The sequence below is a fragment of the Streptomyces sp. MMG1533 genome (assembly GCF_001279775.1).
Taxonomy (GTDB): Bacteria; Actinomycetota; Actinomycetes; order Streptomycetales; family Streptomycetaceae; genus Streptomyces.
Genome location: NZ_LGDG01000216.1, coordinates 37221 through 62401, shown reverse-complemented (window position 1 = coordinate 62401; position 25181 = coordinate 37221). Strand labels below are relative to the sequence as shown.

24 protein-coding genes and 1 pseudogene are annotated in these 25181 nt (G+C 71.9%); 13 read left to right on the top strand and 12 right to left on the bottom strand.

The features are described 5' to 3' along the window. Positions 1-58: 58 nt before the first annotated feature. From ADK57_RS23360 to ADK57_RS23345, 4 genes are read right to left on the bottom strand one after another with little or no spacing between them, the layout of a single operon-like run. Positions 59-997 (bottom strand): ABC transporter substrate-binding protein, encoded by a 939-nt coding sequence (locus ADK57_RS23360; RefSeq protein ID WP_053751472.1) that lies wholly within the window; start codon positions 995-997, stop codon positions 59-61. Beyond that, positions 994-1707 carry an ABC transporter permease gene (locus ADK57_RS23355; RefSeq protein WP_053751471.1) on the bottom strand — a complete coding sequence of 238 codons (714 nt, stop codon included), beginning with the start codon at positions 1705-1707 and terminating at the stop codon, positions 994-996. The genes ADK57_RS23360 and ADK57_RS23355 overlap by 4 nt, the downstream gene beginning before the upstream one ends. 1 nt (position 1708) lies before the next feature. Then, complete coding sequence (locus ADK57_RS23350) at positions 1709-2350, bottom strand: ABC transporter permease (RefSeq protein ID WP_053751470.1); 642 nt, start codon at positions 2348-2350, stop codon at positions 1709-1711. Beyond that, positions 2347-3393: an ABC transporter ATP-binding protein gene (locus ADK57_RS23345; protein ID WP_053751469.1), complete on the bottom strand. Its 1047-nt coding sequence runs from the start codon at positions 3391-3393 to the stop codon at positions 2347-2349. Before ADK57_RS23345 ends, ADK57_RS23350 begins: the two co-directional genes overlap by 4 nt. A 141-nt stretch (positions 3394-3534) precedes the next feature. Here ADK57_RS23345 and ADK57_RS23340 point away from each other — a divergent pair, with 141 nt between their 5' ends. From ADK57_RS23340 to ADK57_RS23330, 3 genes are all read left to right on the top strand, one after another. Continuing rightward, positions 3535-5043: an aromatic amino acid ammonia-lyase gene (locus tag ADK57_RS23340; protein ID WP_107091625.1), complete on the top strand. Its 1509-nt coding sequence runs from the start codon at positions 3535-3537 to the stop codon at positions 5041-5043. Then, positions 5040-5990: a MurR/RpiR family transcriptional regulator gene (locus ADK57_RS23335; protein ID WP_234390387.1), complete on the top strand. Its 951-nt coding sequence runs from the start codon at positions 5040-5042 to the stop codon at positions 5988-5990. Before ADK57_RS23340 ends, ADK57_RS23335 begins: the two co-directional genes overlap by 4 nt. Before the next feature lie 216 nt (positions 5991-6206). After that, a complete protein-coding gene (locus ADK57_RS23330; RefSeq protein WP_234390390.1) occupies positions 6207-6728 on the top strand; it encodes a hypothetical protein in 522 nt (173 codons plus the stop codon). 9 nt (positions 6729-6737) lie between these two features. Here the strand turns inward: ADK57_RS23330 and ADK57_RS23325 are convergent, their stop codons facing one another. The 5 genes from ADK57_RS23325 to ADK57_RS23305 form a co-directional block, all read right to left on the bottom strand. Continuing rightward, positions 6738-7112 carry a hypothetical protein gene (locus tag ADK57_RS23325; protein ID WP_053751466.1) on the bottom strand — a complete coding sequence of 125 codons (375 nt, stop codon included), beginning with the start codon at positions 7110-7112 and terminating at the stop codon, positions 6738-6740. Between the two features lie 20 nt (positions 7113-7132). Then, the gene (locus ADK57_RS23320; protein ID WP_199830663.1) at positions 7133-7648 is read right to left on the bottom strand and encodes a roadblock/LC7 domain-containing protein; all 516 of its coding nucleotides are present in this window, start codon (positions 7646-7648) and stop codon (positions 7133-7135) included. Positions 7649-7694: 46 nt separating this feature from the next. Continuing rightward, positions 7695-8558: a hypothetical protein gene (locus tag ADK57_RS23315; protein ID WP_053751465.1), complete on the bottom strand. Its 864-nt coding sequence runs from the start codon at positions 8556-8558 to the stop codon at positions 7695-7697. Continuing rightward, positions 8555-8980, bottom strand: a complete 426-nt coding sequence (locus ADK57_RS23310) for a hypothetical protein (protein ID WP_053751464.1) — start codon at positions 8978-8980, stop codon at positions 8555-8557. The genes ADK57_RS23315 and ADK57_RS23310 overlap by 4 nt, the downstream gene beginning before the upstream one ends. 169 nt (positions 8981-9149) lie before the next feature. Next, positions 9150-10544, bottom strand: a complete 1395-nt coding sequence (locus tag ADK57_RS23305; RefSeq protein WP_053751463.1) for a hypothetical protein — start codon at positions 10542-10544, stop codon at positions 9150-9152. Positions 10545-10724: 180 nt separating this feature from the next. Here ADK57_RS23305 and hutU point away from each other — a divergent pair, with 180 nt between their 5' ends. The 4 genes from hutU (at position 10725) to hutI (ending at position 16244) form a co-directional block, all read left to right on the top strand. Continuing rightward, positions 10725-12389 (top strand): urocanate hydratase, encoded by a 1665-nt coding sequence (gene hutU / locus ADK57_RS23300; protein ID WP_053751462.1) that lies wholly within the window; start codon positions 10725-10727, stop codon positions 12387-12389. A gap of 92 nt (positions 12390-12481) precedes the next feature. Continuing rightward, on the top strand, positions 12482-13684 hold the full coding sequence (locus ADK57_RS23295) for an allantoate amidohydrolase (RefSeq protein WP_107091628.1): 1203 nt from the start codon (positions 12482-12484) through the stop codon (positions 13682-13684). Beyond that, positions 13681-15030, top strand: a complete 1350-nt coding sequence (locus tag ADK57_RS23290; RefSeq protein WP_053751461.1) for a formimidoylglutamate deiminase — start codon at positions 13681-13683, stop codon at positions 15028-15030. Before ADK57_RS23295 ends, ADK57_RS23290 begins: the two co-directional genes overlap by 4 nt. Positions 15031-15068: 38 nt before the next feature. Continuing rightward, entirely contained in the window at positions 15069-16244 is a 1176-nt protein-coding gene (gene hutI / locus ADK57_RS23285) for an imidazolonepropionase (protein WP_053751460.1), read from the top strand. Positions 16245-16442: 198 nt separating this feature from the next. On the opposite strand, the pseudogene ADK57_RS47780 reads toward hutI, so the two are convergent. The 3 genes and pseudogenes from ADK57_RS47780 to ADK57_RS23275 form a co-directional block, all read right to left on the bottom strand. Continuing rightward, positions 16443-16695 (bottom strand): annotated as a pseudogene (locus ADK57_RS47780) (helix-turn-helix transcriptional regulator); the annotation flags it as partial. A 67-nt stretch (positions 16696-16762) separates the two neighbouring features. Continuing rightward, on the bottom strand, positions 16763-18310 hold the full coding sequence (locus ADK57_RS23280; protein WP_053751459.1) for an RICIN domain-containing protein: 1548 nt from the start codon (positions 18308-18310) through the stop codon (positions 16763-16765). A 283-nt stretch (positions 18311-18593) separates the two neighbouring features. Continuing rightward, a complete protein-coding gene (locus ADK57_RS23275) occupies positions 18594-19499 on the bottom strand; it encodes an RNA polymerase sigma factor SigF (protein ID WP_053751458.1) in 906 nt (301 codons plus the stop codon). Between the two features lie 238 nt (positions 19500-19737). Here ADK57_RS23275 and ADK57_RS23270 point away from each other — a divergent pair, with 238 nt between their 5' ends. From ADK57_RS23270 to ADK57_RS23245, 6 genes are all read left to right on the top strand, one after another. After that, positions 19738-20124, top strand: a complete 387-nt coding sequence (locus ADK57_RS23270) for an STAS domain-containing protein (protein WP_053751457.1) — start codon at positions 19738-19740, stop codon at positions 20122-20124. Between the two features lie 219 nt (positions 20125-20343). Then, a complete protein-coding gene (locus ADK57_RS23265; protein WP_053751456.1) occupies positions 20344-20916 on the top strand; it encodes an ATP-binding protein in 573 nt (190 codons plus the stop codon). A 160-nt stretch (positions 20917-21076) separates the two neighbouring features. Further along, positions 21077-21769 carry an LPXTG cell wall anchor domain-containing protein gene (locus tag ADK57_RS23260; RefSeq protein ID WP_053751455.1) on the top strand — a complete coding sequence of 231 codons (693 nt, stop codon included), beginning with the start codon at positions 21077-21079 and terminating at the stop codon, positions 21767-21769. Between the two features lie 109 nt (positions 21770-21878). Then, positions 21879-22706, top strand: coding sequence for a hypothetical protein (locus ADK57_RS23255; RefSeq protein WP_053751454.1), 828 nt, complete (start codon positions 21879-21881; stop codon positions 22704-22706). A 32-nt stretch (positions 22707-22738) separates the two neighbouring features. Beyond that, positions 22739-23806, top strand: coding sequence for a hypothetical protein (locus ADK57_RS23250; protein WP_053751502.1), 1068 nt, complete (start codon positions 22739-22741; stop codon positions 23804-23806). A gap of 2 nt (positions 23807-23808) precedes the next feature. After that, complete coding sequence (locus ADK57_RS23245; protein ID WP_420711885.1) at positions 23809-25131, top strand: hypothetical protein; 1323 nt, start codon at positions 23809-23811, stop codon at positions 25129-25131. Positions 25132-25181 lie beyond the last annotated feature (50 nt).

Below are 25181 nucleotides of genomic sequence, written 5' to 3'. Positions count from 1 at the left end.
TTAAGGAGCCCGGACGCCTGTCGCACTGGGGTTAGCCCCCCTGTTCGGACGGGGGTGCTCAGGCCCGTTGTGCCAGCCGGTGCTGCTCGGCGTACGCGTTCGCCACGTCCTTGGGATCCTTCTTGTCCTTGTCCACCCGGCGGTTGAGCTCGGTGAGGTCTTCCGTGGTCAGGACGTTGCCGAGTTCGGCGAGGGCCTTGCGGACGGTGGAGTCGGCCTTGCGGTCGGCGATGAGGGGGACGACGTGCTGGCCCGGGACGAGGTTCTCGGGGTCGGTCAGGACCACCCAGTCGTTGGCCTGGATGTCGGTGTCGGTGGTGAAGAGGTTCGCCACGTCCACGTCGCCCTTCTTCAGGGCGCCCTTGACCAACGGGCCGGAGGAGTCGAGGGACTTGAACTCCTTGAACTCCACCCCGTACACGTCCTTCAGACCCACCACGCCCACCTGGCGTGTCTTCACCTCGGGCGCGGCGCCGATGACCAGCCTGCCGTTCTGCTTCTTGAGGTCGGCGAGGGAGGCCAGGCCGTACTTCTTCGCGGTCTGCCGGGTGACGACGAAGGCGTCCGAGTCCTCGGCCATGCCGTAGGGCAGCACCTGGAGGCCGGCGGGGAGGGCGATGGCGAGGGCGTTCTGCATCTCGCCCTCCTCGGTCGCCGTCGCCTTCGGGGCGAGGTAGTGCAGGAGGGCGCCCTGGTACTCGGGGAGGAGGTCGATGTCGCCGCCCTTGAGGGCGGGGATGAGGATCTCCCGGGTGCCGAGGTTGGGGCGGACGGTGGTCTTCACGCCGGCGCCCTGGAGCACCGCGGCGTAGAGGTATCCCAGCACCTGGTTCTCGGTGAAGTTGGCGGTGCCGATGATGACCCCGCCCTTGCTGGAGCCGCCGCCACCGGAGGTGGTGCCCTGGCTGTCGAGCGAGGTGATGCCGCTCGCGCAGGCGGAGAGGGCGGGGACGGAGGCGGCCGCGAACAGGCCGCCGAGGAGCGTACGACGATTCATTCGGGGGTTCCCTTGGCGGTGCGGATGGGGGTCCCCCCGCTCGAGCGAAGCCGAGAGTGGGGGAGGAAGAGGTAGCGCTGGAGGACGGCGAGGCCCAGGTCCAGGACGACGGCCATCGCGGCCACCAGCACCGCGCCGCCGAGCACCTGCACGAGGTCGCGCTGGGCGAGGCCGTCGAAGACGTAGCGGCCCAGGCCGCCGAAGGAGACGTAGGCGGCGATCGTGGCCGTGGCCACCACCTGGATGAGTGCCAGGCGCAGGCCCGTCATGATCAGGGGGAGGGCGAGCGGCAACTCCACCTGGAACAGGACCTGGTGGCCGCGCATGCCCTGCCCGCGCGCCGCGTCCTTCACGTCCGGGTCGACGGCGGTCATGCCGGCGTAGGTGTTGGTGACGATCGCCGGGACGGCGAGGGCGACCAGGGAGACGTAGACCGGAGTCATGGACAGGCCGCCGGCCAGGAAGACCAGGACGACCAGGCCCACGGTCGGCAGGGCGCGGCCGAACGACGCGAGGTTGATCGCGAGGAACGCGCCCTTGCCGGTGTGGCCGATCAGCAGGCCCAGGGGGAGGCCGATGGCGGTCGCGATGAGGGTGGCGATGAGTGAGTACTGGAGGTGTTCGGCGAGGCGGTGGGCGATGCCGTCCGAGCCGGACCACTGGGCGCCGCTGGTCAGCCAGCCGCCGAGGTTCGTGAAGAGTTCGTACATCTCAGGCTCGCCGCCTCTTCCACGGGGTGAGGACGTACTGGAGGGCGACCAGCAGCGCGTCCGCGACGACGGCGAGGAGGAGGGTGAGGACCACTCCCACGATCACCGGGGTCGGGTAGTCGCGCTGGAAGCCGTCGGTGAAGAGCTGGCCGAGGCCGCCGTCACCGATGTAGGTCGCGACGGAGACCAGGGAGATGGACATGACCGTCGCGATCCGGACACCCGCCATGATCACGGGGAGGGCGAGCGGGAACTCGACGGTGAGGAGCGTGCGCAGGGGGCGGGTGCCCATCGCCTTCGCGGCCTCCTTCGTCTTCGCGGGGACCGAGTCGAGGCCCTCGACCGTGTTCCGGAGCAGGACGACCAGGGTGTAGACGGTCAGGCCGATCACGGTCGTGGTGCGGGTGAGGCCGCTGACCGGCAGCAGCAGCACGAAGATCGCGATCGAGGGGATCGTGAACAGGACGTTCGACGCGGCGAGCAGGAAGCCGCGCAGCGGACGGACCCGGTGGGCGATCACCGCGAGGGGGAGACTGATCAGCAGGCCGAAGAAGACCGCGGTCAGGGCCGCCTGGAGGTGGGAGACCGTGAGGGTGGTCAGGTCGTCGGTGTGGCCGGATATCCACGACCAGTCGATGGTCATGCGGCCACACCCGTCTGCGCGCGGGCCTCGGTGTGGGCCTGGCCCGCGTGGGTGTGGATGTCGTCGCGGGACGAGACGCCGGTGAGGACGCCGTCGGCGTCGACGCGGGCGATCAGGCCGCCCGGGGAGGCGACGGACTCGTTGAGCGCGGCGAGCAGCGAATCGTCGTCCTTGAGCGGTCGTACGGGGATCTCGGCGTCCTTCGACGCCCAGTGGACCGGCTTGTTCGCCGCGTCGAGGACGAGGGCCCAGGTGCCGTCCTCGGGGGCCGGGCCCTGCGGGACGTCCGCGAGGGTCTTCAGCGAGAGCAGTTTGAGGCCCCGCTCCGCGCCGAGGAAGTCGGCGACGAAGTCGTCGGCCGGGCGGGCGAGGAGCTCGGCGGGGGAGGCGCACTGCACCAGGTGACCGCCGGTGCGGAAGATCGCGATGCGGTCGCCGAGCCGTACCGCCTCGTCGATGTCGTGCGTGACGAAGACGATGGTCTTGCTCAACTCCCTCTGGAGCCGCAGCAGTTCGTCCTGGAGCTGGGCGCGTACCACCGGGTCGACCGCACCGAACGGCTCGTCCATGAGCAGCACGGGCGGGTCGGCGGCGAGCGCGCGGGCCACGCCGACGCGCTGCTGCTGGCCGCCGGAGAGCTGGTGCGGGTAGCGGCGGCCGGCCTCGGCGGTCAGGCCGACGGTTTCGAGGAGCTCGGCCGCCCGGGCCCGTGCCCTGCGACGGCCGTGGCCGAGGAGCAGTGGCACGGTCGCGATGTTGTCGAGCACCGTACGGTGCGGGAAGAGGCCCGACTGCTGGATGACGTACCCGATGGAGCGCCGCAGTTCGGCGGCGTCCTGCCGCGTCACGTCCTTGCCGCCGACGCGGATGGTGCCGGAGGTCGGCTCGACCATTCGGTTGATCATCCGCAGGGTGGTCGTCTTGCCGCAACCGGAGGATCCGACGAGGACGGTCACGCCGCCTTCCGGCATGTCGAGGGAGAGGTCGTGGACTGCTGTCGTGCCGTTGGGGAAGCGCTTGTGGACCGCATCGAACTGGATCATGAGTTGTCCCTTGCCCGGCTGTATAACGTCATGCAGAGTTCTCGGTAGATGAATAGGTTGTCAACGCCCGGGTGTTAATCCGAGGTAACGGATGACCGGCAAGCAAGACCAGGTGTCCGTGTTGAGGAGGTTTTGGGCTTGATGTCGTCTCGGATCGTGGACATGCCGCGGGCTGCGGGCTCCGCTCTTGTGGTCCTCGACGGTGTGGGGCTCGGCGTCGAGGACGTCGTGCGCCTCGCCGACGGGGCCGCGCGGCCGGTCCCGGGGAGCGAAGGGGTGCGGCGCGTCGAGGAATCCTGGGACGCCGCCCGCCGGATCGCCGCGACCGGACGCGTCTACGGCCGCTCCACCGGCGTCGGCGCCAACCGGAACGAGGACGTTCCCACCGAGGCCGCCGCCGAGCACGGCCTGCGGCTCCTGCGCAGCCATGCCGGTGCCATCGGCGAGGAGCTCCCGGCCCGGCAGGTACGCGCCATGCTCGCCGTCCGCGCCAACCAGCTGCTGGCCGGCGGCGCGGGCCTCAGGCCCACCGTCGTCACGGCCCTGTGCGAGGCGCTGGAGAGCGGCGCGTATCCCGTGGTGAACGAGTTCGGGTCCGTCGGCACCGGGGACATCGCCGCCCTCGCCCAGGCCGGCCTCGCACTGGCCGGAGAGCACCCCTGGCGAGGGGCGGGCGCCCCCGAGGCGCAGCCCCTCGACAACAACGACGCCCTGGCCTTCATCAGCAGCAACGCCCTCACCCTCGGCCAGGCCGCCCTCGCCCTGCACGAACTGCGCGGGCTGGTGGAAGCCACCCAGGTCGTCGGCGCCCTCTCCCTGCTGGCCGTCGACGGCTCGCACGAGGCGTACGCCGCCCCCGTGCACGCCGCCCGCCCGCACCGCGGCTCCAGCGAAGTCGCCCGCCGGATGCGGGAGTTGATCGGCGCCGCCGACCGGCCGACCCCGCCGCTCGGCCGGATCCAGGACCCGTACGGCTTCCGCTGCCTGCCCCAGATCCACGGCCCGGCCCACGACGCCGCCGACGCCCTGGAGGAGGTCCTCGCGATAGAGATCAACGCCGCCGCCGAGAACCCCCTCATCTGCGCCGAGGACCTGGCCGCCTACCACCACGGCGGCTTCTACCAGGCCCAACTCGCCCTCGCCCTGGACCACTTCAGGCTGGCGATGACGCAGGTGGCGCGGCTGTCGACGTCCCGGCTGTCGTCCCTGAACGAGCCCGGGTTCACGAGGCTGCGGCCCTTCCTCGCCGACCAGGAGCCCGCCTCCTCCGGCGTGATGATCCTGGAGTACGCCGCCGGGGCCGCCCTCGGCGACCTGCGGGCCTTCTCCGCGCCCGCCTCGCTCGGGCACGCTGTACTCTCCCGAGGCGTCGAGGAACAGGCCAGCTTCGCCTCGCTCGCCGCACGTCAGACCCTGCGCGCGTGCGGTGCGTACCGGCTCGTCGTCGGCTGCGAACTCGTCGCCGCCGTACGGGCGCTGCGCCAGCGCGACCTGAGGCCCGACCCGGACCTTCCGGTGGGCCGCGCGCAGGAGCTCGCCGAGTCGGTGCTCGACGAGGACCCGACCGACCGGCCGCTCACGCACGACGTGACGGCGGCGGCCGCACTGCTCGACCGGTTCACGGACATCTGGAGGGGGAGCGAGGCATGAGCGCGGACACGGAGACGGGTGCGGTGGACACGGAGAGGGGCGCGGGTGTGCCGGACGGGAACGCTGGTGTGCCGGACGGGAACGCTGAGGTGCCGGACCGGAGTGCGGCCGTGCCGGACAGCCCCGCCGCGCGGCTGCAGGCGCTGTTCGAGGGGCACCGGCTGACGCCGACCCAGCGGCGCATCGCGCACAGCATGGTGCGGCGGGCCGCCGACGTGCCGTTCCTGTCCAGCGTGGAGCTGGCCGAAGTGGCCGGAGTCAGCCAGCCCTCCGTCACCCGCTTCGCGGTCGCCCTCGGCTTCGACGGGTACCCCGCCCTGCGCAAGCACCTGCGCGAGGTCGCGCCCACCGAACAGACGGCGGCCGCGGCGTCGTACAACGAGTACCAGCAGGCCGTGGAGGCCGAGATCGAGAACCTGCGGCACCTCGCGGAGGTGCTGGCCGACCCGCGGCCCGTGCAGAAGGCGGGCCGGCTCCTCGCGGCCTCCCGCCCGCTCCCCGTGCTCGGGCTGCGCGCGGCGGCCTCGCAGGCGTACGGCTTCGCGTACTTCGCCGCCAAGGTCCACCCGGACGTACGGCTGCTCGACGAGGGCGGCACGATGATCCACGACCGGATCGACGCCGCCGTGCGCGCGGGCGCCTCGACGCTGCTGTGCTTCGCGCTGCCCCGGCACCCGCGTGAGGTCGTGGACACCCTGGCGTACGCCAAGCAGGCGGGCCTGACGGTCGTCAGCGTCGCGGACTCGGCCTTCGCGCCGGTCGCCAAGGTGTCCGACCTGCTGCTGCCGGCCGCCGTCGGCACCGGCCTCGCCTTCGACACGGCCTGCGCGCCGATGCTCCTGGGCCGGGTACTGCTGGAGGCGATGTGCGACGACCTGCCGGACGCGCAGGCGCGGCTGGAGGAGTTCGACGCGAGGGCGGCGGCTCGGGGGCTGTTCGTCGAGTGACGGTGACCTCGGCGCGTTCCAGGAAGTGATTCGGCGGGTTCCGGGAAATGACTTGGGCGTGCTCTAAGACTCGTCTCACGTTCGCTCGCTAATCTGCGCGACCAGAAAACGTGCTGAGCGACGAGGAGGCGGATCGTGTCACGCGGAGTTCGCGAAGGTCGCGGAGGTCAGGGTCTGGCCCGGGTGGCCGTCGTCGTACGGGCCGGAGCCGCGCCGATGTGGTGGCTCGGCGTGGTCGCGGCGGGCATCGGCGTGCTGGTGCCGGGCATCACGGGCCGACGGATCGGGGTGATGGCCGGGGCGGTCCTGTTCCTCGTCGCCGCGGCCGTGGTGGCCTGCCGCGGCCGTAAGCGGTTCGTCGGGCTGGCGCGCTCGGCCGTGCGTGCCGGGAAGCACGACGTGCTCCAGGACCGTGCGGTGAGTGCGCGCAACTGGCGCCGGGGACACCGCTGGTGGCTGCTGCTCGCCTTCGCCGCCGCGCTGGGCAGCGCGTTCGCCGTGCCCGCCGCGGGCGGCATGCTGCTCGCAGGCTGCGGTACCGGGCTGCGACTGAAGGCCGCCTGGCTCGGACGGCGCGAGCGGGCCGAGGACGCGCTGCTGTGGGTGCGCGTCGACTGGCTCGCCGCGAACGGCGGCCGTCCGGCCGGCAAGACGGTCAAGGCCTACCGCAGCACGGGTATCGCGGCGGGCGACGCGGCCCCGGGGGGAGCACGCCGCCGCACCGCGGCCCTCGTCTAGCCGGACTCCTCAGACCTCCAGGTCCTCTTCGATCTTCTTCAGCTGGTGGCGGGCCATCGCCAGGTTGGCCCGCTTGGCGTCCAGCACCAGGTAGAGGAAGAGACCGTTTCCGCCGCGGCCGCTGATCAGCCGTAGCAGGTGGTACTGGTCGGACAGCGTGATCAGGATGTCCTCGATCTGGCCCTTGAGCCCGAGGTGCTCCATGGTGCGCATCTTGGAGCGGACCACGTCGGTGTTGCCGGCGGCGGCGACATTGAGGTCGAAGCTCTTGCTGCCGCCCATCGTGCCCAGCGCCATGCCGCTGGTGTAGTCGACGAGCGCGACGCCGGTGGCGCCCTCGATGGAGGCGAGTGCTTCTTTGAGTGTGGTTTCGGTGTTGGCCATGACTGTTCCCTCGGTTCCTTTCAACTTTCGGTTGTGGTGCGGGCGTTGCTGGTCGTGGTGGTGGTGCGTGGTGTGCGCGGGGTTCTGGTCCGCGCGGCGGTGGTGGTCTTGGCGGGGGCTTTCGCGGGGGGCTTGGCCGGGGTGGCCGCGGCGGTCTCGGGTGCCGCCGCGGCGTCGACGAGCTCCCCGATACGGGCGCCCGCCCGCCGCCCCTCCAGGTGCAGGCGGCCGACGTTGACGCGGTCCTGGGCGAGCAGGGTCAGGACGGCGCCTCGGCCCGCCGCGTACGTGGCCACGTAGCCGTACACCCCGCGTACGAGCAGCTCGCGGAAGTCCCCCTGGCCGGTCGCGTCGGCCAGTTGGGCGGCGAGGCCGCGGGCGGTCGTGGTGAGCGCGGCCACGTTCTGCGGGTCGACGCCGGGGGTGTCCTGGGCGAGGACGAGACCGTCGGTGCCGGCCGCGAGGGCGCCGGTGAGCTGGGGCACGCGGGCTCTGAGCCGGCGCAACTCCTCCAGGATGTCGGCCTCCGCTGCCATCAGGCTTCTCCTCTCGGCGCGGGTCCGTTGTTGTGGCCGCTGCCACTCAAAGGGCCTCCAGCGCATCCCTGAGCCTCTTCAGCAGCGTGACGTGGGGGTCGGTGACATCGGCCGGGATTCCTGCGAGCGGGTCCGGTGCTTTTGGTGGGTCGGGCGCTTCGACGGGGGCCGGTGGACGGGGCGACACGACGCCGGCCGCCGCCAGCCGCCGTACGTCCACGAGCGTGTGGAACGCGGGGCGGCCCAGTTCCCGCGCGATGTCCGCCGCCGTGCGTACGTCGTCCAGTTCGGCGAGGACGGCCCGCTGGCGGGAGGTGGCAACCGGGGGCACGGCGCGGTGTGCCCGGGTCAGCGGGGCCTCGTCGGTCGCCGGATCGGGCCAGATGCGGTGCAGGAGGTCCCGGCGGCGCAGGGTCTCGCGCTCCAGGGCGGCCACGGGTATGGGGCACCCGCACGTGGGCGCGGGCCCGGCATCCTCTCCGGCCTCGGTGCCGTAGCGGAAGCGGCCCGGCGTGCTGCTGGGCGCGAGGGCGAAGTACGCGGCGTCGTACAGCGCGGTCAGCCGGCACAGCTCCAGCACGCCCTGGGCGAGGTGCCCGCCGTCGACCAGGAGGTGGCCGGCGCGGTGCCGGTCGCCGGTCTCGGCCAGCGCCTGCCGCCAGGCGTCGGCGTCGAGGGTGCCGCGGGCGGTGAGCAGGACGTCGAGGCCGGGGGCGGCCGGGCTGTCGGCGTGCACCACTCGGCCCTCGGCGAGATGGAGCGTGCCGCGCTCGCGGACCAGGACGCCCGTGGCCCGCTCGGCGGCGAGCCGGGTCAGCATCGGCGAGACGCCGCCCCAGCCCCGGTCCCGGGCCGCCGTCTTGTCCCGCATCGGCAGCCGTGGCGGCGGGGTGGTCTGCACGGCGGTCATCCCAGCACCAGCCGTCCGGCCATCTCGCCGAGCCGGATGCGGGCCAGCGCGAGGTTGCCCTCCGTGCGGGCCAGCCACAGGTGCAGACACACGCTGCTGTCGAAGGACGTCCGCACGAACCGCAGCACGTGGTAGCTGTCCCGGTTGCTGATGATCAGGTCCTCGACGGGCGGATCGGCGCCGTCGTCATTTCCTCCTTCGTCGTGATCGTCGTGTTCGTCGTAGTCGTCAGGTGCGAAGGCGTGCTGCTCGGCGGCGAGCCGGGCGAGCTCCGCGGCCTCCACCGCGGCTGTCTCCTGGTCGCCGCCCGGGGACTCCCCGACGGCGCCCAGGGCCAGCCCGCTCGTCCAGTCGACCAGTGCGGCGCCCCGGGCACCGGGCAGTCGCATGGCTTCGAGCAGGCACTCGTCGATTCCGGGCACCGTGGTTCCCCTCCCGCCTGGGGTTCGGCTGAGTGACGCCGAAGCTACGCAACGTGTGCGCGGCGGGTGAGGGTTCTGGCATTTTCCGGTGGAACATGCGGCGAGTGACTAAGGTGGGTCAACTGGCCCTGTGCTCAGGACAGTTGATCACCAGATCCACCGGGGTGCGTCAACGGCGCCCGGGTGTGCGGAGGGTGGTGAGCGCGGCGGCGTGCGCCCCTCCCGACTCGGCCACGATCTCCTCGACGGTCTGCGTCTCCCGCACGGTCGCGAAGTCGGTGCCCCCGGCCCCGTCCGGCGCGAAACCGTAAATTCCGGGCCGGGTGAGGGAGTTGTACGCGTAGTGGTGCGCGAAGTAGTACGCGCCCGTGTCCAGCGCCGCCGCGTAGTCGCCCTGCTCGAGGAGCGGCAGTGGATACGCCTGGGCGAGCAGGTCGCCCGCGAAGCACGCCGGCCCGGCGACGTCCTGCACCACCTCGGGCCCCTCCTTGGGCCGCCCCTTGCCGTCGTACGCGGCGATCCTGAGCGGCCACGCCCCCGGCGCGTACACCGTCCGTGTCGCCACCTGCACGCCCGCGTGCGTCACCGCGACCGGTCGTCCGCCCGCGCTCTTGGCGTACTCGACCCGCGCCACCACCGTCCCGTGCTTCGCCAGCAGCGACCGCCCGAACTCGGTCACCAGCCCGTACCGCCCGTCGAACAGCCCCGGCACGGACTCCTTCAGCACCCGCGCGTAGTCCGCGTACGTCGGTGTCGTCACGTCCGACGCGAAGTTCACCGGCAGCCCGCCGCCGATGTCGATCGTGTCGATCTGCGGACGCCCGATCCGCCGGTTGATCTCCTCCGCGAGCGCGTACGTCGCAGCCACGCCCTCGGCCATCAGTGACAGCGGGACGCCCTGCGACCCGGTGTGCGCGTGCAGCCGGGACAGCCAGGGGCGCTCGGCGTACGCCCGCACCACCCACTCGCGCGCCCCCTCGTCGCGCAGGGCCACCCCGAACTTCGAGGTCGCCGTGGCGGTGGAGAGCGCTTCGATGGCCCCTGCCCCGACCTGCGGGTTCACTCGGATCCCGATGGGGGAGCGACTGGCCGCCGACCTCATCAGACCGTCGATGCGATCCAGCTCCTGCGGGTTGTCGGCGTTGACGGCGATCCCCAGCGCCAGGGCCTCCCGCAGCTCGGCCGGAGTCTTGGCGGGCGAGTCCAGGACCGTCCGCCCGGGTGGCAGTCCCGCCGCCCGTGCCAGCGCCAGTTCGCCCGGGCTCGCCACCTCCGCGCCGATGCCCTCCTCCCGCAGCAGCCGCAGCACCGGCACCAGTGGGGTCGCCTTCACCGCGAAGGCGTGCAGCACGGGCGTGCCGGGCGCCGTGACCTCGTCGAAGGCCGCGCGCAGCGCCGCCGCGGACTCCCGGATGCCGGTGACGTCCAGCAGGCCGACTATGGGGGAGCCGGGTCCGAGCAGCCCCTGCTCCACGGCCGCGCGAACGGCCTCGTCCCGGCGGACGGCCCGCTCTCCGTCGGTGTCGCCGCCCGGTCCACCCGCGCTGCTGTTGCCCTTGTCCACAACGTCCCCCGTCCTGTCGTTTCCCGTCGATTCCCGCGCCTATGAGTCCAGCGAAACATCCGTGCCCCACCCACGCCGACGCAGGAACGTATTGACTAGTTCTATTCAGAACGCCAGGATGTGAATATCGACAGTAAGAAATCCGCTGGGAGCAATCCACCAGGAGCCAGGAGGCAGACCATGTCAGGACCCCGCCCCGTACGAGCGCCGCGCGGTACGGAACTGAGCGCCCTGGGATGGCAGCAGGAAGCCGCTCTGCGGATGCTGCAGAACAACCTCGACCCGGAGGTCGCCGAGCACCCCGACAAGCTCGTCGTCTACGGCGGCACGGGCAAGGCGGCCCGCGACTGGCGCTCCTTCGACGCCATGGTCCGCACGCTGCGTACCCTCAAGCAGGACGAGACGATGCTCGTCCAGTCCGGCCGCCCCGTCGGCGTCATGCAGACCCACGAGTGGGCCCCGCGCGTCCTCATCGCCAACTCCAACCTCGTCGGCGACTGGGCCAACTGGGAGGAGTTCCGGCGCCTGGAGGCCCTCGGCCTGACCATGTACGGGCAGATGACCGCCGGCTCCTGGATCTACATCGGCACCCAGGGCATCCTCCAGGGCACCTACGAGACCTTCTCCGCCGTCGCCGCGAAGAAGTTCGGCGGCACCCTCGCCGGGACGATCACCCTCACCGCCGGCCTCGGCGGCATGGGCGGCGCTCAGCCGCTCGCCGTCACCATGAACGACGGTGTCGCGATCTGTATCGACTGCGACCCGCGCGCCATCGAGCGCCGCATCGAGCACCGCTACCTCGACGTCAAGGCCGATTCCCCGGAGCACGCCCTCCAGCTGGCCGTCGAGGCCCGCGACGCCCGCCGCCCCCTCTCCATCGGCCTGCTCGGCAACGCCGCCGAGCTGCTCCCGCGCATGCTCGCCGAGGGCGCCCCCGTCGACATCGTCACCGACCAGACCTCGGCGCACGACCCGCTGGCGTACCTCCCGGTGGGCGTCGACTTCGACGACATGGCGTCGGCCGCGGCCAAGGACCCGGCGGGCTTCACCACCCGCGCCCGCGAGTCGATGGCGCGTCATGTCGAGGCCATGGTCGGCTTCATGGACGCCGGTGCGGAGGTCTTCGACTACGGCAACTCGATCCGCGGCGAGGCCCAACTCGCCCGGTACGACCGCGCGTTCGCCTTCCCCGGCTTCGTCCCCGCCTACATCCGCCCCCTGTTCTGCGAGGGCAAGGGCCCCTTCCGCTGGGCCGCGCTGTCCGGCGACCCGGCCGACATCGCGAAGACCGACAAGGCGATCCTCGACCTCTTCCCCGAGAACGAGTCCCTGCACCGCTGGATCAAGATGGCCGGAGAGCGCGTCCACTTCCAGGGCCTGCCCGCCCGTATCTGCTGGCTCGGCTACGGCGAGCGCGACAAGGCCGGCGAGCGGTTCAACGACATGGTCGCGAGTGGCGAGCTGGCCGCGCCCCTGGCCATCGGCCGCGACCACCTCGACTGCGGTTCGGTGGCCTCGCCGTACCGCGAGACGGAAGCCATGCTCGACGGCTCCGACGCGATCGCCGACTGGCCGCTGCTGAACGCGATGGTGAACGTGGCGTCCGGTGCGTCCTGGGTGTCCCTCCACCACGGCGGTGGCGTCGGCATGGGGCGGTCCATCCACGCCGGGCAGGTGACGGTGGCCGACGGTACGAAGCTGGGCGGGGAGAAGATCCGCCGGGTTCTGACCAACGACCCCGGTATGGGGGTCATCCGGCACGTGGACGCGGGGTACGACATCGCGGAGTCGGTGGCCGACGAGCGGGGCGTCCGCGTCCCGATGCGCGAAGGTGACGACGCGTGATCCAGCGTGAGGGCGGGCGTGGCGGCAACTCCCCGGTGGGTGCTGAGGTCTCGCCGCCGTCCGCGGGTCCGGCCGGCGGTTCCTTCCAGGAGATGTGGCGCGAGCTGCACCCCATCGGCCGGCACCCGGACTCCGGCGGCTACCGCCGCTTCGCCTGGACCGGCGCAGACGCCGAGTGCAGGGCCTGGTTCAAGGCGCAGGCCGAGGCACGTGGACTGACCTACGAGCTGGACCGGAACGGGAACCAGTGGGCCTGGCTGGGGGATCCCGGTGCCGGGGATGCCGTCGTCACCGGGTCGCATCTCGACTCCGTGCCCGATGGCGGGGCCTTCGACGGGCCACTCGGGGTCGTGTCCTCCTTCGCCGCCCTTGATGAACTCCGGGCGCGGCAGGTCACCTTCGCCAAGCCCCTCGCCATCGTGAACTTCGGGGACGAGGAGGGCGCCCGGTTCGGGCTCGCCTGTGTCGGGTCGCGTCTTGCCGCCGGGCAGCTCACCGTCGAGCGGGCACACAGGCTGACCGACGGCGACGGGGTCACGCTGCCGCAGGCCATGGAGGCCGCCGGGTACGACCCCGAGACCATCGGGCCGGACCCGGAGCGGCTCGCCCGCATCGGCGCCTTCGTCGAGCTGCACGTCGAGCAGGGGCGGGCGCTCGACCTCAGCGGCGACCGGGTCGGCATCGCCGGCGCCATCTGGCCGCACGGACGGTGGCGGTTCGACTTCCGGGGCGAGGCCAACCATGCGGGGACGACCCGGCTGGTCGACCGGCGCGACCCCATGCTGTCGTACGCCGAAACCGTGCTCGCCGCCCGCCGGGAGGCCCGACTCGCCGGTGCCGTAGCCACCTTCGGCAAGATCGCCGTCGAGCCGAACGGCGTCAACGCCATCCCCTCCCTGGTGCGCGGCTGGCTCGACTCCCGCGCCGCCGACCAGGAGAGCCTGGACCGTGTGATCGGTGGGGTCGAGAAGGCCGCCCGTGAGTACGCCGCCGCACACGGCGTCGACCTCGACGTCGTCCGTGAGTCCTTCACGCCCGTCGTCGAGTTCGACCACGCCCTGCGCGACGAACTCGCCCGCATCCTGGGCAAGGACACCGACCTGAAGGTGCCCGTCCTGGGTACCGGTGCCGGACACGACGCCGGAATCCTCTCCGGGAGCATCCCGACCGCCATGCTGTTCGTGCGCAACCCCACCGGCGTCTCGCACTCCCCGGCGGAGTACGCGGCGGAGGACGACTGCGTGGCCGGGGTGAGAGCACTCGCCGACGTACTGGAAGGGCTGGCCTGCACGTGACGCCGACGGAGCAGACTCGTACGTACTGGCTGGAGCACGCCTGGCTCGACACCCACGTCGAGCCGGGAGTCGTCGTCGAGGTCACGGACGGCCGCATCACCGCCGTACGCACGGACGCCCCCACCCCGCCCCCCGGCGCCGGGATCCTCCGCGGGCTGACCCTCCCGGGCCTGGCGAACGCCCACTCGCACGCCTTTCACCGCGCCCTGCGCGGCACCGTCCAGGTCGGCTCCGGCACCTTCTGGACCTGGCGCGAGGTCATGTACTCCGTCGCCGACCGGCTGACCCCGGAGACCTACCACGCGCTCGCCCGCGCGGTGTACGCGGAGATGGCGCTGGCCGGCGTGACGGCCGTGGGCGAGTTCCACTACCTGCACCACGCCCCGGGCGGCACCCCGTACGCCGACCCGAACGCGATGGGCGAGGCCCTCGTCGACGCCGCGTCCGAAGCCGGTATTCGCATCACCCTCCTCGACACCGCCTACCTCTCCTCCGGCTTCGGACAGCCGCCCAACGCCCACCAGCTCCGCTTCTCCGACGGGAGCGCGGACGCCTGGGCGGAACGCTGTTCAGTTCTCAAGGACCGGGATCACGCGCGGATCGGGGCCGCCATTCACTCCGTACGGGCCGTGCCCGCCCGGCAGTTGGCGACAGTGGCGCAGTGGGCCGAGGAGCGGAGGGCCCCGCTCCATGTGCACCTGTCCGAGCAGACGGCCGAGAACGACGCCTGCCGGGAGGCGCACGGCTGCACGCCGGCGCGGCTCCTCGCCGAGCACGGCGTCCTCGGGCCGCGCACCACCGGTGTCCACAACACGCACCTCACGGACGAGGACATCGCCCTGCTCGGCGACTCGGGGACCGGCACCTGCATGTGCCCCACGACGGAGCGCGACCTGGCCGACGGCATCGGCCCCGCAGCCGCCCTCCAGCAGGCGGGCTCCCCGCTCTCCCTCGGCTCCGACAGCCACGCCGTCATCGACCTGCTCGAAGAGGCACGCGCGATGGAGCTCGACGAGCGCCTGCGAACCCGCACCCGCGGCCACTGGACGGCCGCCGCCCTGCTGCGGGCCGCCTCCGCCGACGGGCACGCCGCCCTCGGCTGGGACGAGGCGGGCACCATCGAGCCCGGCGCGCTCGCCGACCTCACGACGATCGCGCTCGACTCGGTCAGAACAGCGGGGCCGCTGCCCAGGCTCGGCGCCGAGACGGCCGTATTCGCGGCGACGGCAGCGGACGTGCGGCACACGATCGTGGGCGGGCGGCACGTCGTACGCGACGGGACGCACGCGCTCGTACCGGATGTGCCGCAGGCGCTGGCGGCCGCCGTGGAAGCCCTGCGCCCTTGAATCCCACCGAACCCCACGCCACAGCCCACGAGGACACGATGAGCAGCAGCACTGTCATCACCAACATCGCCACGCTGGTCACCAACGACCCCTCCCTCGGTGACGGTTCCCCCCTCGGTCTGATCCAGGACGCGGCCGTCGTCATCGACGGCGACCGCATCGCTTGGACCGGTGAATCAAGCAAAGCACCCGCCACTGACAATCGCGTCGACGCCGCCGGACGCGCGGTCCTCCCGGGCTTCGTCGACTCCCACTCCCACCTGGTCTTCGCGGGCGACCGGACGGCGGAGTTCAACGCCCGGATGTCGGGGCGCTCGTACAGCGCGGGCGGCATCCGCACGACGGTCGCCGCGACCCGCGCCGCGAGCGACGACGCCCTCGAACGCAACCTCACCCGCTACCTCGCCGAAGCCCTCCGCCAGGGCACGACCACCTTCGAAACGAAGTCCGGCTACGGCCTGACCGTCGCCGACGAGTCCCGCGCCCTGCGCATCGCCGCCGCCCACACCGACGAGGTCACCTACCTCGGCGCCCACATCGTCTCCCCCGACTACGCCGACGACCCCGCCGCGTACGTCGCCCTCGTCACCGGCGAGATGCTCGACGCCTGTGCCCCGTACGCCCGTTGGATCGACGTCTTCTGCGAGAAGGGCGCCTTCGACGGCGACCAGGCCCGCGCGATCCTCACGGCGGGCAAGGCGAAGGGACTGCACCCGCGCATCCACGCCAACCAGCTGTCGTACGGTCCCGGCGTGCAGCTGGCCGTCGAACTGGACGCCGCCAGCGCCGACCACTGCACGCACCTGACGGACGCGGATGTCGATGCGCTGGCGAGCGGCCGTACGGTCGCCACGTTGCTCCCCGGCGCCGAGTTCTCCACCCGTGCCGAATGGCCGAACGCCCGCCGCCTCCTCGACGCGGGGGTCACGGTCGCTCTGTCGACCGACTGCAACCCGGGCTCGTCCTTCACCTCGTCCGTGCCCTTCTGCATCGCGCTCGCGGTACGCGACATGGGGATGACGCCGGACGAGGCGGTGTGGTCGGCGACGGCGGGCGGAGCGCGGGCCCTGCGCCGCACGGACGTCGGCCATCTCACGCCGGGGGCGTACGCCGACCTGACGCTTCTCGATGCGCCGAGCCATGTGCATCTGGCGTATCGGCCGGGGGTGCCACTGGTGAGTGGGGTGTGGCGGCGGGGCGTGCGCGAGGTCTGAGCTTCGAACGCCCTCCGCCTGACTGCGGCCCTGCTTTCGTGGGTACCCCCGAAGAACTCGCAACTCACGAAAGCAGGGCCGCAGCGACGGCAGACGACCCAAGGGTGGTCGCCAAGTCGATGACCTGCGCATGATCGAGAATGCCTGGACGTTGTCCGGCTGTGTTGGCACTCCGTCCACACTTGCTTGGCGTTGCGTCTACTTCCGCGCGGAGAGTGCCTGCAGCCGGTATTCCTTGGGCGGGAGGCCGTAGGCGGCTCGGAAGGCGCGGGTGAAGTCGGAGGCGCGGGGGATTCCCCAGCAGGCGGCGACGGCGTGGATCGGGGTCTTGTGCAGCGAGGGGGCCGCCAGGTCGCGGCGGGCGCTCTCCAGCCGTCGGCTGTCGGATCCAGGCCGCGACCGTTTCGCCCTGCGACTGCTCGAAGATTCGGTGCAGGTAGCTGAGGGAGATCACCGGGCACTGCCGCCGGAATCCTTACATCGGGCCCTGGCCTCTCTCGCCGTGGCGAGGTCAAAAGTCAGCCCGCTCCCGCCCGCCACACCTGCTCCCCGCCTCCGCTCAACGGCTCCAACGACAGCCCGCCGCTCACCGGCGTGAGCGCCGTCGCGATCGCGACAGCCGGGCGGATCACCCCGTCGTCGTCCACCGTGAACCTGAGGTTGTCGCCGTTGCGGCCCTCCACCGAGTCGCACTCCCAGATGCCGACGCCCTTGTCGACGCCACCTCGGCTGTCGAGGCAGAAGTCGGGGTCGGCGGACGATTGCACGACACCTCGACCGGCGTCGACGCGCCAGCGCTGGGAGGGGGACGCGTCGCACGGGGCCGTGACGACGTCCGTGCGGTTCTCGAAGGAGCCGGAGACGTCCAGGCAGCGGCCCGTGGCGACGTTCACCACTTGGGCGTACGTCCCACCCGGCGGGCGGAACGGCGACCGCGACGGTGCGGGGCTCGCCGAGGCCGTCCTCGTCGGGGTCGAACTCCTCGTCGTCGTCGGGGAAGGCGACGGCGACTTGTTCGCCGCCGATGGAGACGGCGTCGCCGAGACCGTCGCCGTCACCGTCACCGGAGGGGGGTCCGACGGCGTGGTCACCGCGGCGCCTGCCGACTCCTGCGACGGCGAACCGCCACCCTGCGTCAGCAGGAACACCAACAGCGGTGCCACCGCCACACCGAGCGCCGCCGAGGTCAGCACCAGGCGGCGGGACGGCTGCCAAGTGCCGGACGGGGCAAGGGGCTCCACGCTTCGGGCCCGTCTCTCGCGCGCCGCATACGCCGTCCCCGCCCACGGCAGCAGCCCCTCCGCCAGCACCGTGCGCGGCGCGTCCCGCAGGGCGGTCAGTTCCTCGTACGCCGTCGTGCAGTGGGAGCAGTGCGCCATGTGGGCGTGCAGGTCGGGGCTCTCGCGTGGGTTGTCCGGGCGTACGGACTCCTCGATGAGCCGGCGGAAGTCGCCGCAGCGAGGGTCCTCGGAGGCCGCGAGGCGGGCGCGCAGGCAGGCCTGGGCCATGGACTGGAGGGCCTGGTCGGTGCCGTACGTCACGTCCTCGCGGGTGAGGCCGAGGTAGGCGGCCGTTCGCTCCGGCGTTTCCCGCTCCACCACGCCGTACCAGATCAGCCCCTGCGCCCGGGACGGCAGCGACTGGAACGGGGCGAGGAGAGGCGGGACGGGGACATCCGCAGCCGTCGTGTTCAGGACCAGCAGCAGGCTCGCGTCGAGGCCGGCCGCGCGTTGGTCCGTGGGCCAGGACGCGGCCACCCGTCCCGTCAGCAGCAGGAGACGGTGCCGCCACGGGACGCCGGGGTCGATGCCGCGTGCCGTCTCCCGGGCAGCGAGGGCGAAGACCGCCCCGGTCAACTGCCCTGCGACGGAATCGCTGGTCGCGTACAGGCGGGCGTAGGCGAGGACCGGTGTGCGGTGGCGGGCGCGGAGTTCCTGGAGGGCCAGGTACGCGGTGGTCGTGTCGGCGCGCAGGAGTTCGGTGAGGCGTGCGTCGGAGGCGGCGGCGTACGGGCCACGCCCGCCCTCGTCGCCCTCGTCGCCGTCGGTCCCGTCGACCCCAGCCATCCACCCGCCTCCTCGCCCCCGCGAAGCCAACCCCGCCCGTCCTGACGTACCAGCCAGTCTGTGAAGGGTGACCATAGTGATGGACGAGATCCCCGTGAGGAAAGGGGTTCCCCCGGGTAACAGCAAGCTTTCAGCCGTCGAAGATCCGCCGAAGATTCGCCGAAGAGCCGTCGAACAGCCGTCGAAGAGTCACCGACGATCCGCCTGAGCGCAACGGCCGCAACCCGGCCCACACGGGCCGGGTCGCGCAGTCACCGTCGACGGCGCGCGGCGGCGCCCGCCGTCACTCCTCGACCGTCAGCCCCTTCCGCAGCCGCACCAGCGTCCGCGACAGCAGCCGGGACACGTGCATCTGCGAGATGCCGAGTTCGTCGCCGATCTCGGACTGGGTCATGCCCGCGACGAAGCGCAGGGAGAGGATCGTGCGGTCGCGGGAGGGGAGTTCCGCGATGAGCGGCTTCAACGACTCGACGTACTCGATGCCTTCGAGCCCGTGGTCCTCGTAGCCGATGCGATCCGCGAGGGCGCCTTCGGAGTCGTCCTCCTCGGGCTGGGCGTCCAGGGAGGAGGCGGTGTACGCGTTCGAGGCCGCCATGCCCTCGACGACCTCGTCCTTGGACAGGCCCAGGCGCTCCGCGAGTTCGCCCACGGTGGGCGCGCGGTCCAGCTTCTGGGCCAGCTCGTCGCCGGCCTTGGCCAGGTCGAGCCGGAGTTCCTGAAGCCGACGCGGTACGCGCACGGACCACGACGTGTCGCGGAAGAAGCGCTTGATCTCGCCCACGATGGTTGGCATCGCGAAGGTGGGGAACTCCACACCACGGCTGAGTTCGAAGCGGTCGATCGCCTTGATCAGGCCGATCGTGCCGACCTGGATGATGTCCTCCATCGGCTCACTGCGGGAGCGAAAGCGGGAGGCGGCGAACTTGACCAGGGCGAGGTTGAGTTCGACGAGCGTGTTGCGGACGTACGAGTACTCGTGGGTGCCCTCCTCCAGCGACTCGAGGCGCGCGAAGAGGGTCTTCGACAGAGCCCGTGCGTCCATCGGCCCCACCTCGTCATAAGGGGGGATCTCCGGGAGCCCTGCGAGTACGTCGTCCTGCTCGATGGGATCCAGATGTTCCGGGGGGGATGTCGACGTCGCTTCATGGGTATGCGATGCGTCGAGCCGGGGTGACATGATGTCCTCCATCGTTCTCGGCATATGGCTGCCGAAGCCAGTTTGTGCACTGCGGTGTGCGGCGCCTCCAAAGCCGGCCGTGTCGAGTACGTGTCCCTACTAGCCCTACCCGGTTTCCCGAGGCCACCGCAAGTGCATTATGTGCGGTTATGTCCGTTTGTGGGCGGTTGTTCGGGTGTCGGAGGGTGTGGAGAAGGCGTAGTGTTCGGGGGCGTCAGTCAGCAGCCACGACGTCGGGAGAGAAGACGGCATGGACCGCGGGACAGTCGGCAGCGCACAGTCGGGCCGGCTTCTGGTCGAGGTTCGGGAAACGGGCTCCAGCGCCGTTGTGACCCCGGCGGGTGAGTTGGATCACCACACCGCCGATTTGTTGCGTGAGCCACTCGAGGACTGCCTTGACAAGGGGTTCAGTCGACTGGTGGTCGACTGCTCGCGTCTGGAGTTCTGCGACTCCACCGGGCTGAACGTTCTGCTGGGCGCACGACTGAAGGCCGAGGCTGCCGGGGGTGGGGTGCATCTGGCGGGGATGCTGCCCGTGGTGGCACGCGTCTTCGAGATCACGGGGGCCGATGCTGTCTTCACTGTCCATGACACCCTGGATGCGGCCTTGGCCGACGAGTCGGGCGAGACCGGCTGAGCCGGCGGGGCCTGCCCGACCATGGTGACCGTGCCTCGCTCGTCCCCCTGTGACCAGCGCCTTTCAGGTGTCACGGCTTTCGTGCCGAATGCAGGGGTGTTCTACCGGTCCGGTCGGGCAGGAGACTCCCGTACTGACTGTTCGGTGACCGACTGCGCAGGGACGGACTGCGCGGGACTTTTGAATCGTGAACTGGTGAATCGGTGAGGTGAAGCGCTGATGAGCACCACCCGGCCTTACCCGCCGGGCGACCGCCGCCCGGAGCCCAGCGGCGCTTCCGGAGCGTCCGAGAGGGGCGCGCCCGAGACCGGGGCGTCCGAGAGGGGCGCGCCCGAGTCCGGGGCGTCAGACGGGGATGTGGTCGTGTCGTCGGGGGGGCGTGGGCGTCAGGTCCGCAGGCTGAGTTTCGAAGGCGAGAGCGGTGTCGTCCCGCTCGCCCGTGACTTCACCCGCCAGGCGCTGTACGCGTGGGGCTGGCTGCCCGCCGCGACCGCCGACCAGCGGGCCGCCGCCGAGGACGTGCTGCTCGTGGTCTCCGAACTGGTCACCAACGCCTGTCTGCACGCCGAGGGCCCGGACGAGATGTGGATCACCTGCGACAGGAAGGTGATCCGGGTCGAGGTCTCCGACAAGGGCACCGGCCAGCCGTCCCCGCGCACCCCGCATCGCGCCGGCCGCCCCGGCGGCCACGGCATGTTCATCGTGCAGCGGCTGTGCCTGGACTGGGGGGTCGTTCGCACCCCCGGGGTCTCGGGCAAGCGGGTCTGGGCCGAGCTGGGGGCACCCGCGTAACCCGCCAACAGGGGTTACCCGCGGTTCGAATCGCTCTTCGTACGTCACGTCGCACGCGTCGGATCACCACAGATCCGACGCGCACTTTGTCTTCCCTCTCCACGACCCCGGGCGTACCTTGACGGCCGATCTGATGTGCCGTCAGGAATGAGGCCCCGAGGTGTCGAACCGGACGTACCAGAAACGAACCGCCGCGCTCGCGTCCGCCGCGGCCCTGGCCGGCTCGGCGGTGCTGATGGCCGCCCCCGCAGCCCACGCCGAGGTCGTCGACGTCAACTACCAGTGCAAGACGCCGATCGGCGACAAGAGCGCCGTCTCGCCCATCGACATCGAGGCCGTCAAGAGCGGCGGTGGCTACAAGGTCACCATGTCGTGGCAGAAGGGCGTCTCCTCCAGCCCCGTCGAACTGGGCAAGGGTGCGATGAACCCGAGTGCCACCGTCAAACTGGGCGGCGCCGACAGCGGGACCCTCGCGGTGACCGGTCCCGCCAACCAGGCCGCGATCCCCGCGAACACTCCCATCAAGATCAACGACCTGTCGGGCACGTACACACCGAAGAAGACCGGCAAGGTCACCTTCACCGCGGGTGTGCTCACCATCAAGGCGCTGGGTACGACGACGACTTGCACGCCGACGAACAGTCCCGGGCCGTCGCTGAGCCTGGACGTCACGGCGGCGGGCGGTGGCGTCCCGCAGAGCGGCTCCGACTCGGGCGACTCCGGAACCGACCTGCCGCAGACCGGCCCCGAGGACTCCGCGATCGCCCTCGGCACCCTGGGCGGCACGGTGCTGCTCGCGGGCGCGGCGGGCGCGCTGTGGCTGACGCGGAGGAACCAGGCGGCGCGCCGCTGACGGATGCAGCCGTACGCCCGCCCCTCGCCCGGCCACCCGACGAGGCTCCCCCAGTGCTCAACGACTGGGGGCACCCCCAGCGCGCCGCCCCTCCTTGACGGAGCCGCCGATGCCGTCCGCCACCCGTGTCCTGTGTCTGTCGCTGCTGGTCCTGCTGAGCCCCGTCCCCACGGCCGCCGCCGCCGACGGGTGGTCCCTCGCGCCCTCCGGCGGCGGGCGCCCGTCCTTCTACGGCGAGGGCACCCCCGGGAGCGTCCTGCAGGACACGGTGTCCGTGACGAACCGGGGCGCCGGGGCGATCACCGTACGGCTTCACGGCACCGGCGTCCCGGTCGCCTTCGCCGAGACCGCCGTACGCGTCCCCGCCCGTACCCGCGCCGACGTCCCCTTCACGGTGAGAGTCCCGCCCGGAGACCGCAGGGCCGAGATCGTCGCGCGCGACGCGGACGGCGGCACCCGGCGCGTCGGTCTCCAACTGCGCGTCACCGTGCCGCGGTTGTCCGCGCTGACCGTCGAGGACGTGGCCGTCCACGGCGACCGCATCACGTACGAGCTGGTCAACCGCGGCACGACGGCCCTCGTGCCGAAGCTCGCCGTGCGCGCGGACGGCCTGTTCGGTCCGGTCCTGGACCGCGCCCCTCGCACCCTCCCCGTCGAACTGCCGCCGGGCCGCCGCGTCCGCCTCTTCGAGCGGTGGCCCGACCGGCCCGCCCTGGACGCGGTCGACGTACGGCTGACGGTGACGGCGGCGGACGGGGCGCACGACACGGGGGAGGCCTCGGCGCGGTTCGTGCCGTGGGGTGCGGTGGCGGGGGCCGGGGGTGCGGCGGCGGCTCTGCTCGGCGCCTTCGTCGTCGTACGACGGCTTGGGCGCCGTAGCGGCGAGCCGGCCGAATCTCCGCGTACGGACGTCGAGTTGACGGGAGCGATGACGTGAGCGGCAAGGTGCGGCGGATTCCGGTGCTGGTCATGGTGCTCGCGCTGCTCCTGCTGTCCTCGGCGGGCACGGGCACGGGTGCGGCAGCGGACGGGCCGAGTGTGAGGTTGTCCAAGTCGCAGGCGGGGACGGGGGGTTCGATCACCGTCACCGGGGACGGCTGGCGGGCGCGGGCGCTGCTGATGATCCTGGTCTGCGGGCAGTCCGTACCGTCGCGGGGTGTGGTCGGCGGCACCAACTCCTGCGCCAACGCGGACGGCCGGGCCGTGACCACCGACGCCGAGGGGCGGTTCAGCCGGAAGCTGCCGGTCGCCGAGCCGCCGGTGCCATGTCCGTGCGTGGTGCACGTGGCGACGGTGGAGGGGGCGAAGGCCGAGGCCGACGCGATCTTCCAGGTCGCCGGGCACGCGGTCGAACCGCTGCCCGCCGAGCCGTCGGGCGGACGGCTGTCGGTCCTCACCGACACCCGGCTCGACGGGTCGAGCGGGCTGCTGACCTGGTTCGGGGCACCGCCCGCCCGCACCCTGGTCTTCACCGTCGGCAACGTCGGCACGTCCGCCGTCAAGAACCCCGTCTTCCAGGTCGGTACCTCCCACGGCGTGTTCGCCCCGCAGTGGGAGGAACAGCAGTGGCGCGGCACGATCCGGCCGGGGAAGAAGGCACGGATCGAGCTGCCCGTCGAGCTGACGGGCGGCGCGCACGGCGACTACACGGTGTCGCTGAAATACGGCGGGAAGGTCCTCGCCGAGCAGCCCTGGGGCGTGGGGCGGCCCTGGGGCGTGACCCTGTTCTGGGTTCTGGTCTGCCTGGTCGTGCCGGCCGCGGTGTTCCGCGCCGGGATGGCGGTGGTGGACCGGGTACGGCCGCGACGCCCGGGCGGGGCCCGCGGTGGCCGCCCAGGACTTCGGATGCCCGAACTCGCCCTGCGGCTGCCGGGGTTGCCGGGGCTGAGGTCCCCCTCGGCCCAGCCGCCCCCCGCCGCTTCGACCCTGCCGTGGTTCACCCCGGACGCCGATCCGGGGACGGCCGGTCGGCTCTCCGCACCGCACGACGACAACCCGACGAGTCCAACGACTCCCACCAGGAAGGGACCCCCGTGAGCATGCGAAGGAGAGTCACACCGGTCGGCGTACTCGGTGTACGAAGAGTGGGGGCGGGGGCGGCGGGCGTCGCCCTGGTGCTCGGCGTCGCCGCCGTGCCCGCCCAGGCCGCCGAGGTGGCGTACGCGACCCGGTGCGTGCCGCCCGCGGCCGCCGGACTGCCCCCTGTCGACGGCACCACCGAGGTGGAGATCACCGCGCCGGCCACGGCGACGGTCGGCGACGAGGTCGAGGTGGTGTGGAAGTTCGTGCAGGCCGCCTCGAAGAACCCGGACCTGATCGACCTGCCGGCCGACTCCGTCCAGCCGTCCGGCACCCTCAAGGCGGCCGGTGCGCAGACCGCCGACGTCGCGATGCAGGGACCGCGCGAGAACCCCGCCATTCCCAAGGGCGGCGAGATGGTGCTGTCCGACATGAAGGGCACGCTGAAGCTGACGGCGCCGGGGGAGGTGACGCTGACGCCGGACGCGTACGACATCAACGTCATGTCGACGGACACGAAGTGCGCGCCGACTCAGGCCGTCCAGCCGGCGGCGACCATCAACGTGGCGGCGGGGGACGGGACTTCGACGCCCACTCAGTCGCCGGATCCGACGGACAGCGCGTCCGCGACCCCGACGGCGACACCGAGCGCCTCGGCCACCGAGAGCCAGGGCACGGACACGGGCGGCGGTGGGACCGGCGGCGGTGACGGCCAGACGGACTTCACCGGCAAGGAGGTCCAGGTGCCGTACGCCTGCAAGACGCCCATCGGGGACAAGGACGCGACCTCGCCGGTGCAGATCGACGCCAAGAAGAACGGCGGGAGCTACGACCTCACCGTCCAGTTCAAGAAGTCGGTGATGGACAGCCCGGCCGACATCCCCAAGGGCTCGGTCAAGCCGTCGATGGAGGTGGCCCTCGGCGGCGCCGACAAGGGCACCGTCCATGTGGAGGGCCCCACGAACGCCGAGGACATCAAGTCCGGCGACCCGATCGAGATCCCGGACCTCACCGGTACCTACAAGCCGGGCGCCACGGGCGAGTCGACCCTGTCGCCGGGTGTCCTGACGATCAACGCCCTCGGCACGACCACGACCTGCACGCCGACCGAGTCGATGGTCTCCCTCACCCTGGACACCACGCAGCAGGCGAGCGGCGCGGCCGGTGGTTCCGCGGCTTCGGGCACGGCGGGCGGCTCGAGCTCGTCGACGGGCGGCGGCCTGGCCGAGACCGGCGCCGAGGACAACGGTGCACTCAAGGCCCTGGGCCTGGTCGCCGGCACGGCGATCCTGCTGGGCGGCGCGGTGTTCACGTTCATGCCGGGGAGGCGGCGCCTGCGCTGAGCTGCTCTGTCGGCTCCGCCTTCTCTGCCCGAGGTCCGTCCGAGGCTGTC

What these genes read in the sequence shown, in the direction of transcription:
- ADK57_RS23355 (WP_053751471.1), bottom strand. Translation starts at nt 1,707, where the DNA reads ATGTACGAACTCTTCACGAACCTCGGCGGCTGGCTGACCAGCGGCGCC.
- ADK57_RS23280 (WP_053751459.1), bottom strand. Translation starts at nt 18,310, where the DNA reads ATGGCTGGGGTCGACGGGACCGACGGCGACGAGGGCGACGAGGGCGGG.
- ADK57_RS23265 (WP_053751456.1), top strand. Translation starts at nt 20,344, where the DNA reads ATGAGCACCACCCGGCCTTACCCGCCGGGCGACCGCCGCCCGGAGCCC.
- hutI (WP_053751460.1), top strand. Translation starts at nt 15,069, where the DNA reads ATGAGCAGCAGCACTGTCATCACCAACATCGCCACGCTGGTCACCAAC.
- ADK57_RS23270 (WP_053751457.1), top strand. Translation starts at nt 19,738, where the DNA reads ATGGACCGCGGGACAGTCGGCAGCGCACAGTCGGGCCGGCTTCTGGTC.
- ADK57_RS23275 (WP_053751458.1), bottom strand. Translation starts at nt 19,499, where the DNA reads ATGGAGGACATCATGTCACCCCGGCTCGACGCATCGCATACCCATGAA.
- ADK57_RS23360 (WP_053751472.1), bottom strand. Translation starts at nt 997, where the DNA reads ATGAATCGTCGTACGCTCCTCGGCGGCCTGTTCGCGGCCGCCTCCGTC.
- ADK57_RS23350 (WP_053751470.1), bottom strand. Translation starts at nt 2,350, where the DNA reads ATGACCATCGACTGGTCGTGGATATCCGGCCACACCGACGACCTGACC.
- ADK57_RS23295 (WP_107091628.1), top strand. Translation starts at nt 12,482, where the DNA reads ATGTGGCGCGAGCTGCACCCCATCGGCCGGCACCCGGACTCCGGCGGC.
- ADK57_RS23250 (WP_053751502.1), top strand. Translation starts at nt 22,739, where the DNA reads ATGGTGCTCGCGCTGCTCCTGCTGTCCTCGGCGGGCACGGGCACGGGT.
- ADK57_RS23330 (WP_234390390.1), top strand. Translation starts at nt 6,207, where the DNA reads ATGTGGTGGCTCGGCGTGGTCGCGGCGGGCATCGGCGTGCTGGTGCCG.
- ADK57_RS23245 (WP_420711885.1), top strand. Translation starts at nt 23,809, where the DNA reads ATGCGAAGGAGAGTCACACCGGTCGGCGTACTCGGTGTACGAAGAGTG.
- hutU (WP_053751462.1), top strand. Translation starts at nt 10,725, where the DNA reads ATGTCAGGACCCCGCCCCGTACGAGCGCCGCGCGGTACGGAACTGAGC.
- ADK57_RS23255 (WP_053751454.1), top strand. Translation starts at nt 21,879, where the DNA reads ATGCCGTCCGCCACCCGTGTCCTGTGTCTGTCGCTGCTGGTCCTGCTG.
- ADK57_RS23335 (WP_234390387.1), top strand. Translation starts at nt 5,040, where the DNA reads ATGAGCGCGGACACGGAGACGGGTGCGGTGGACACGGAGAGGGGCGCG.
- ADK57_RS23340 (WP_107091625.1), top strand. Translation starts at nt 3,535, where the DNA reads ATGTCGTCTCGGATCGTGGACATGCCGCGGGCTGCGGGCTCCGCTCTT.
- ADK57_RS23320 (WP_199830663.1), bottom strand. Translation starts at nt 7,648, where the DNA reads ATGGCAGCGGAGGCCGACATCCTGGAGGAGTTGCGCCGGCTCAGAGCC.
- ADK57_RS23325 (WP_053751466.1), bottom strand. Translation starts at nt 7,112, where the DNA reads ATGGCCAACACCGAAACCACACTCAAAGAAGCACTCGCCTCCATCGAG.
- ADK57_RS23345 (WP_053751469.1), bottom strand. Translation starts at nt 3,393, where the DNA reads ATGATCCAGTTCGATGCGGTCCACAAGCGCTTCCCCAACGGCACGACA.
- ADK57_RS23315 (WP_053751465.1), bottom strand. Translation starts at nt 8,558, where the DNA reads ATGACCGCCGTGCAGACCACCCCGCCGCCACGGCTGCCGATGCGGGAC.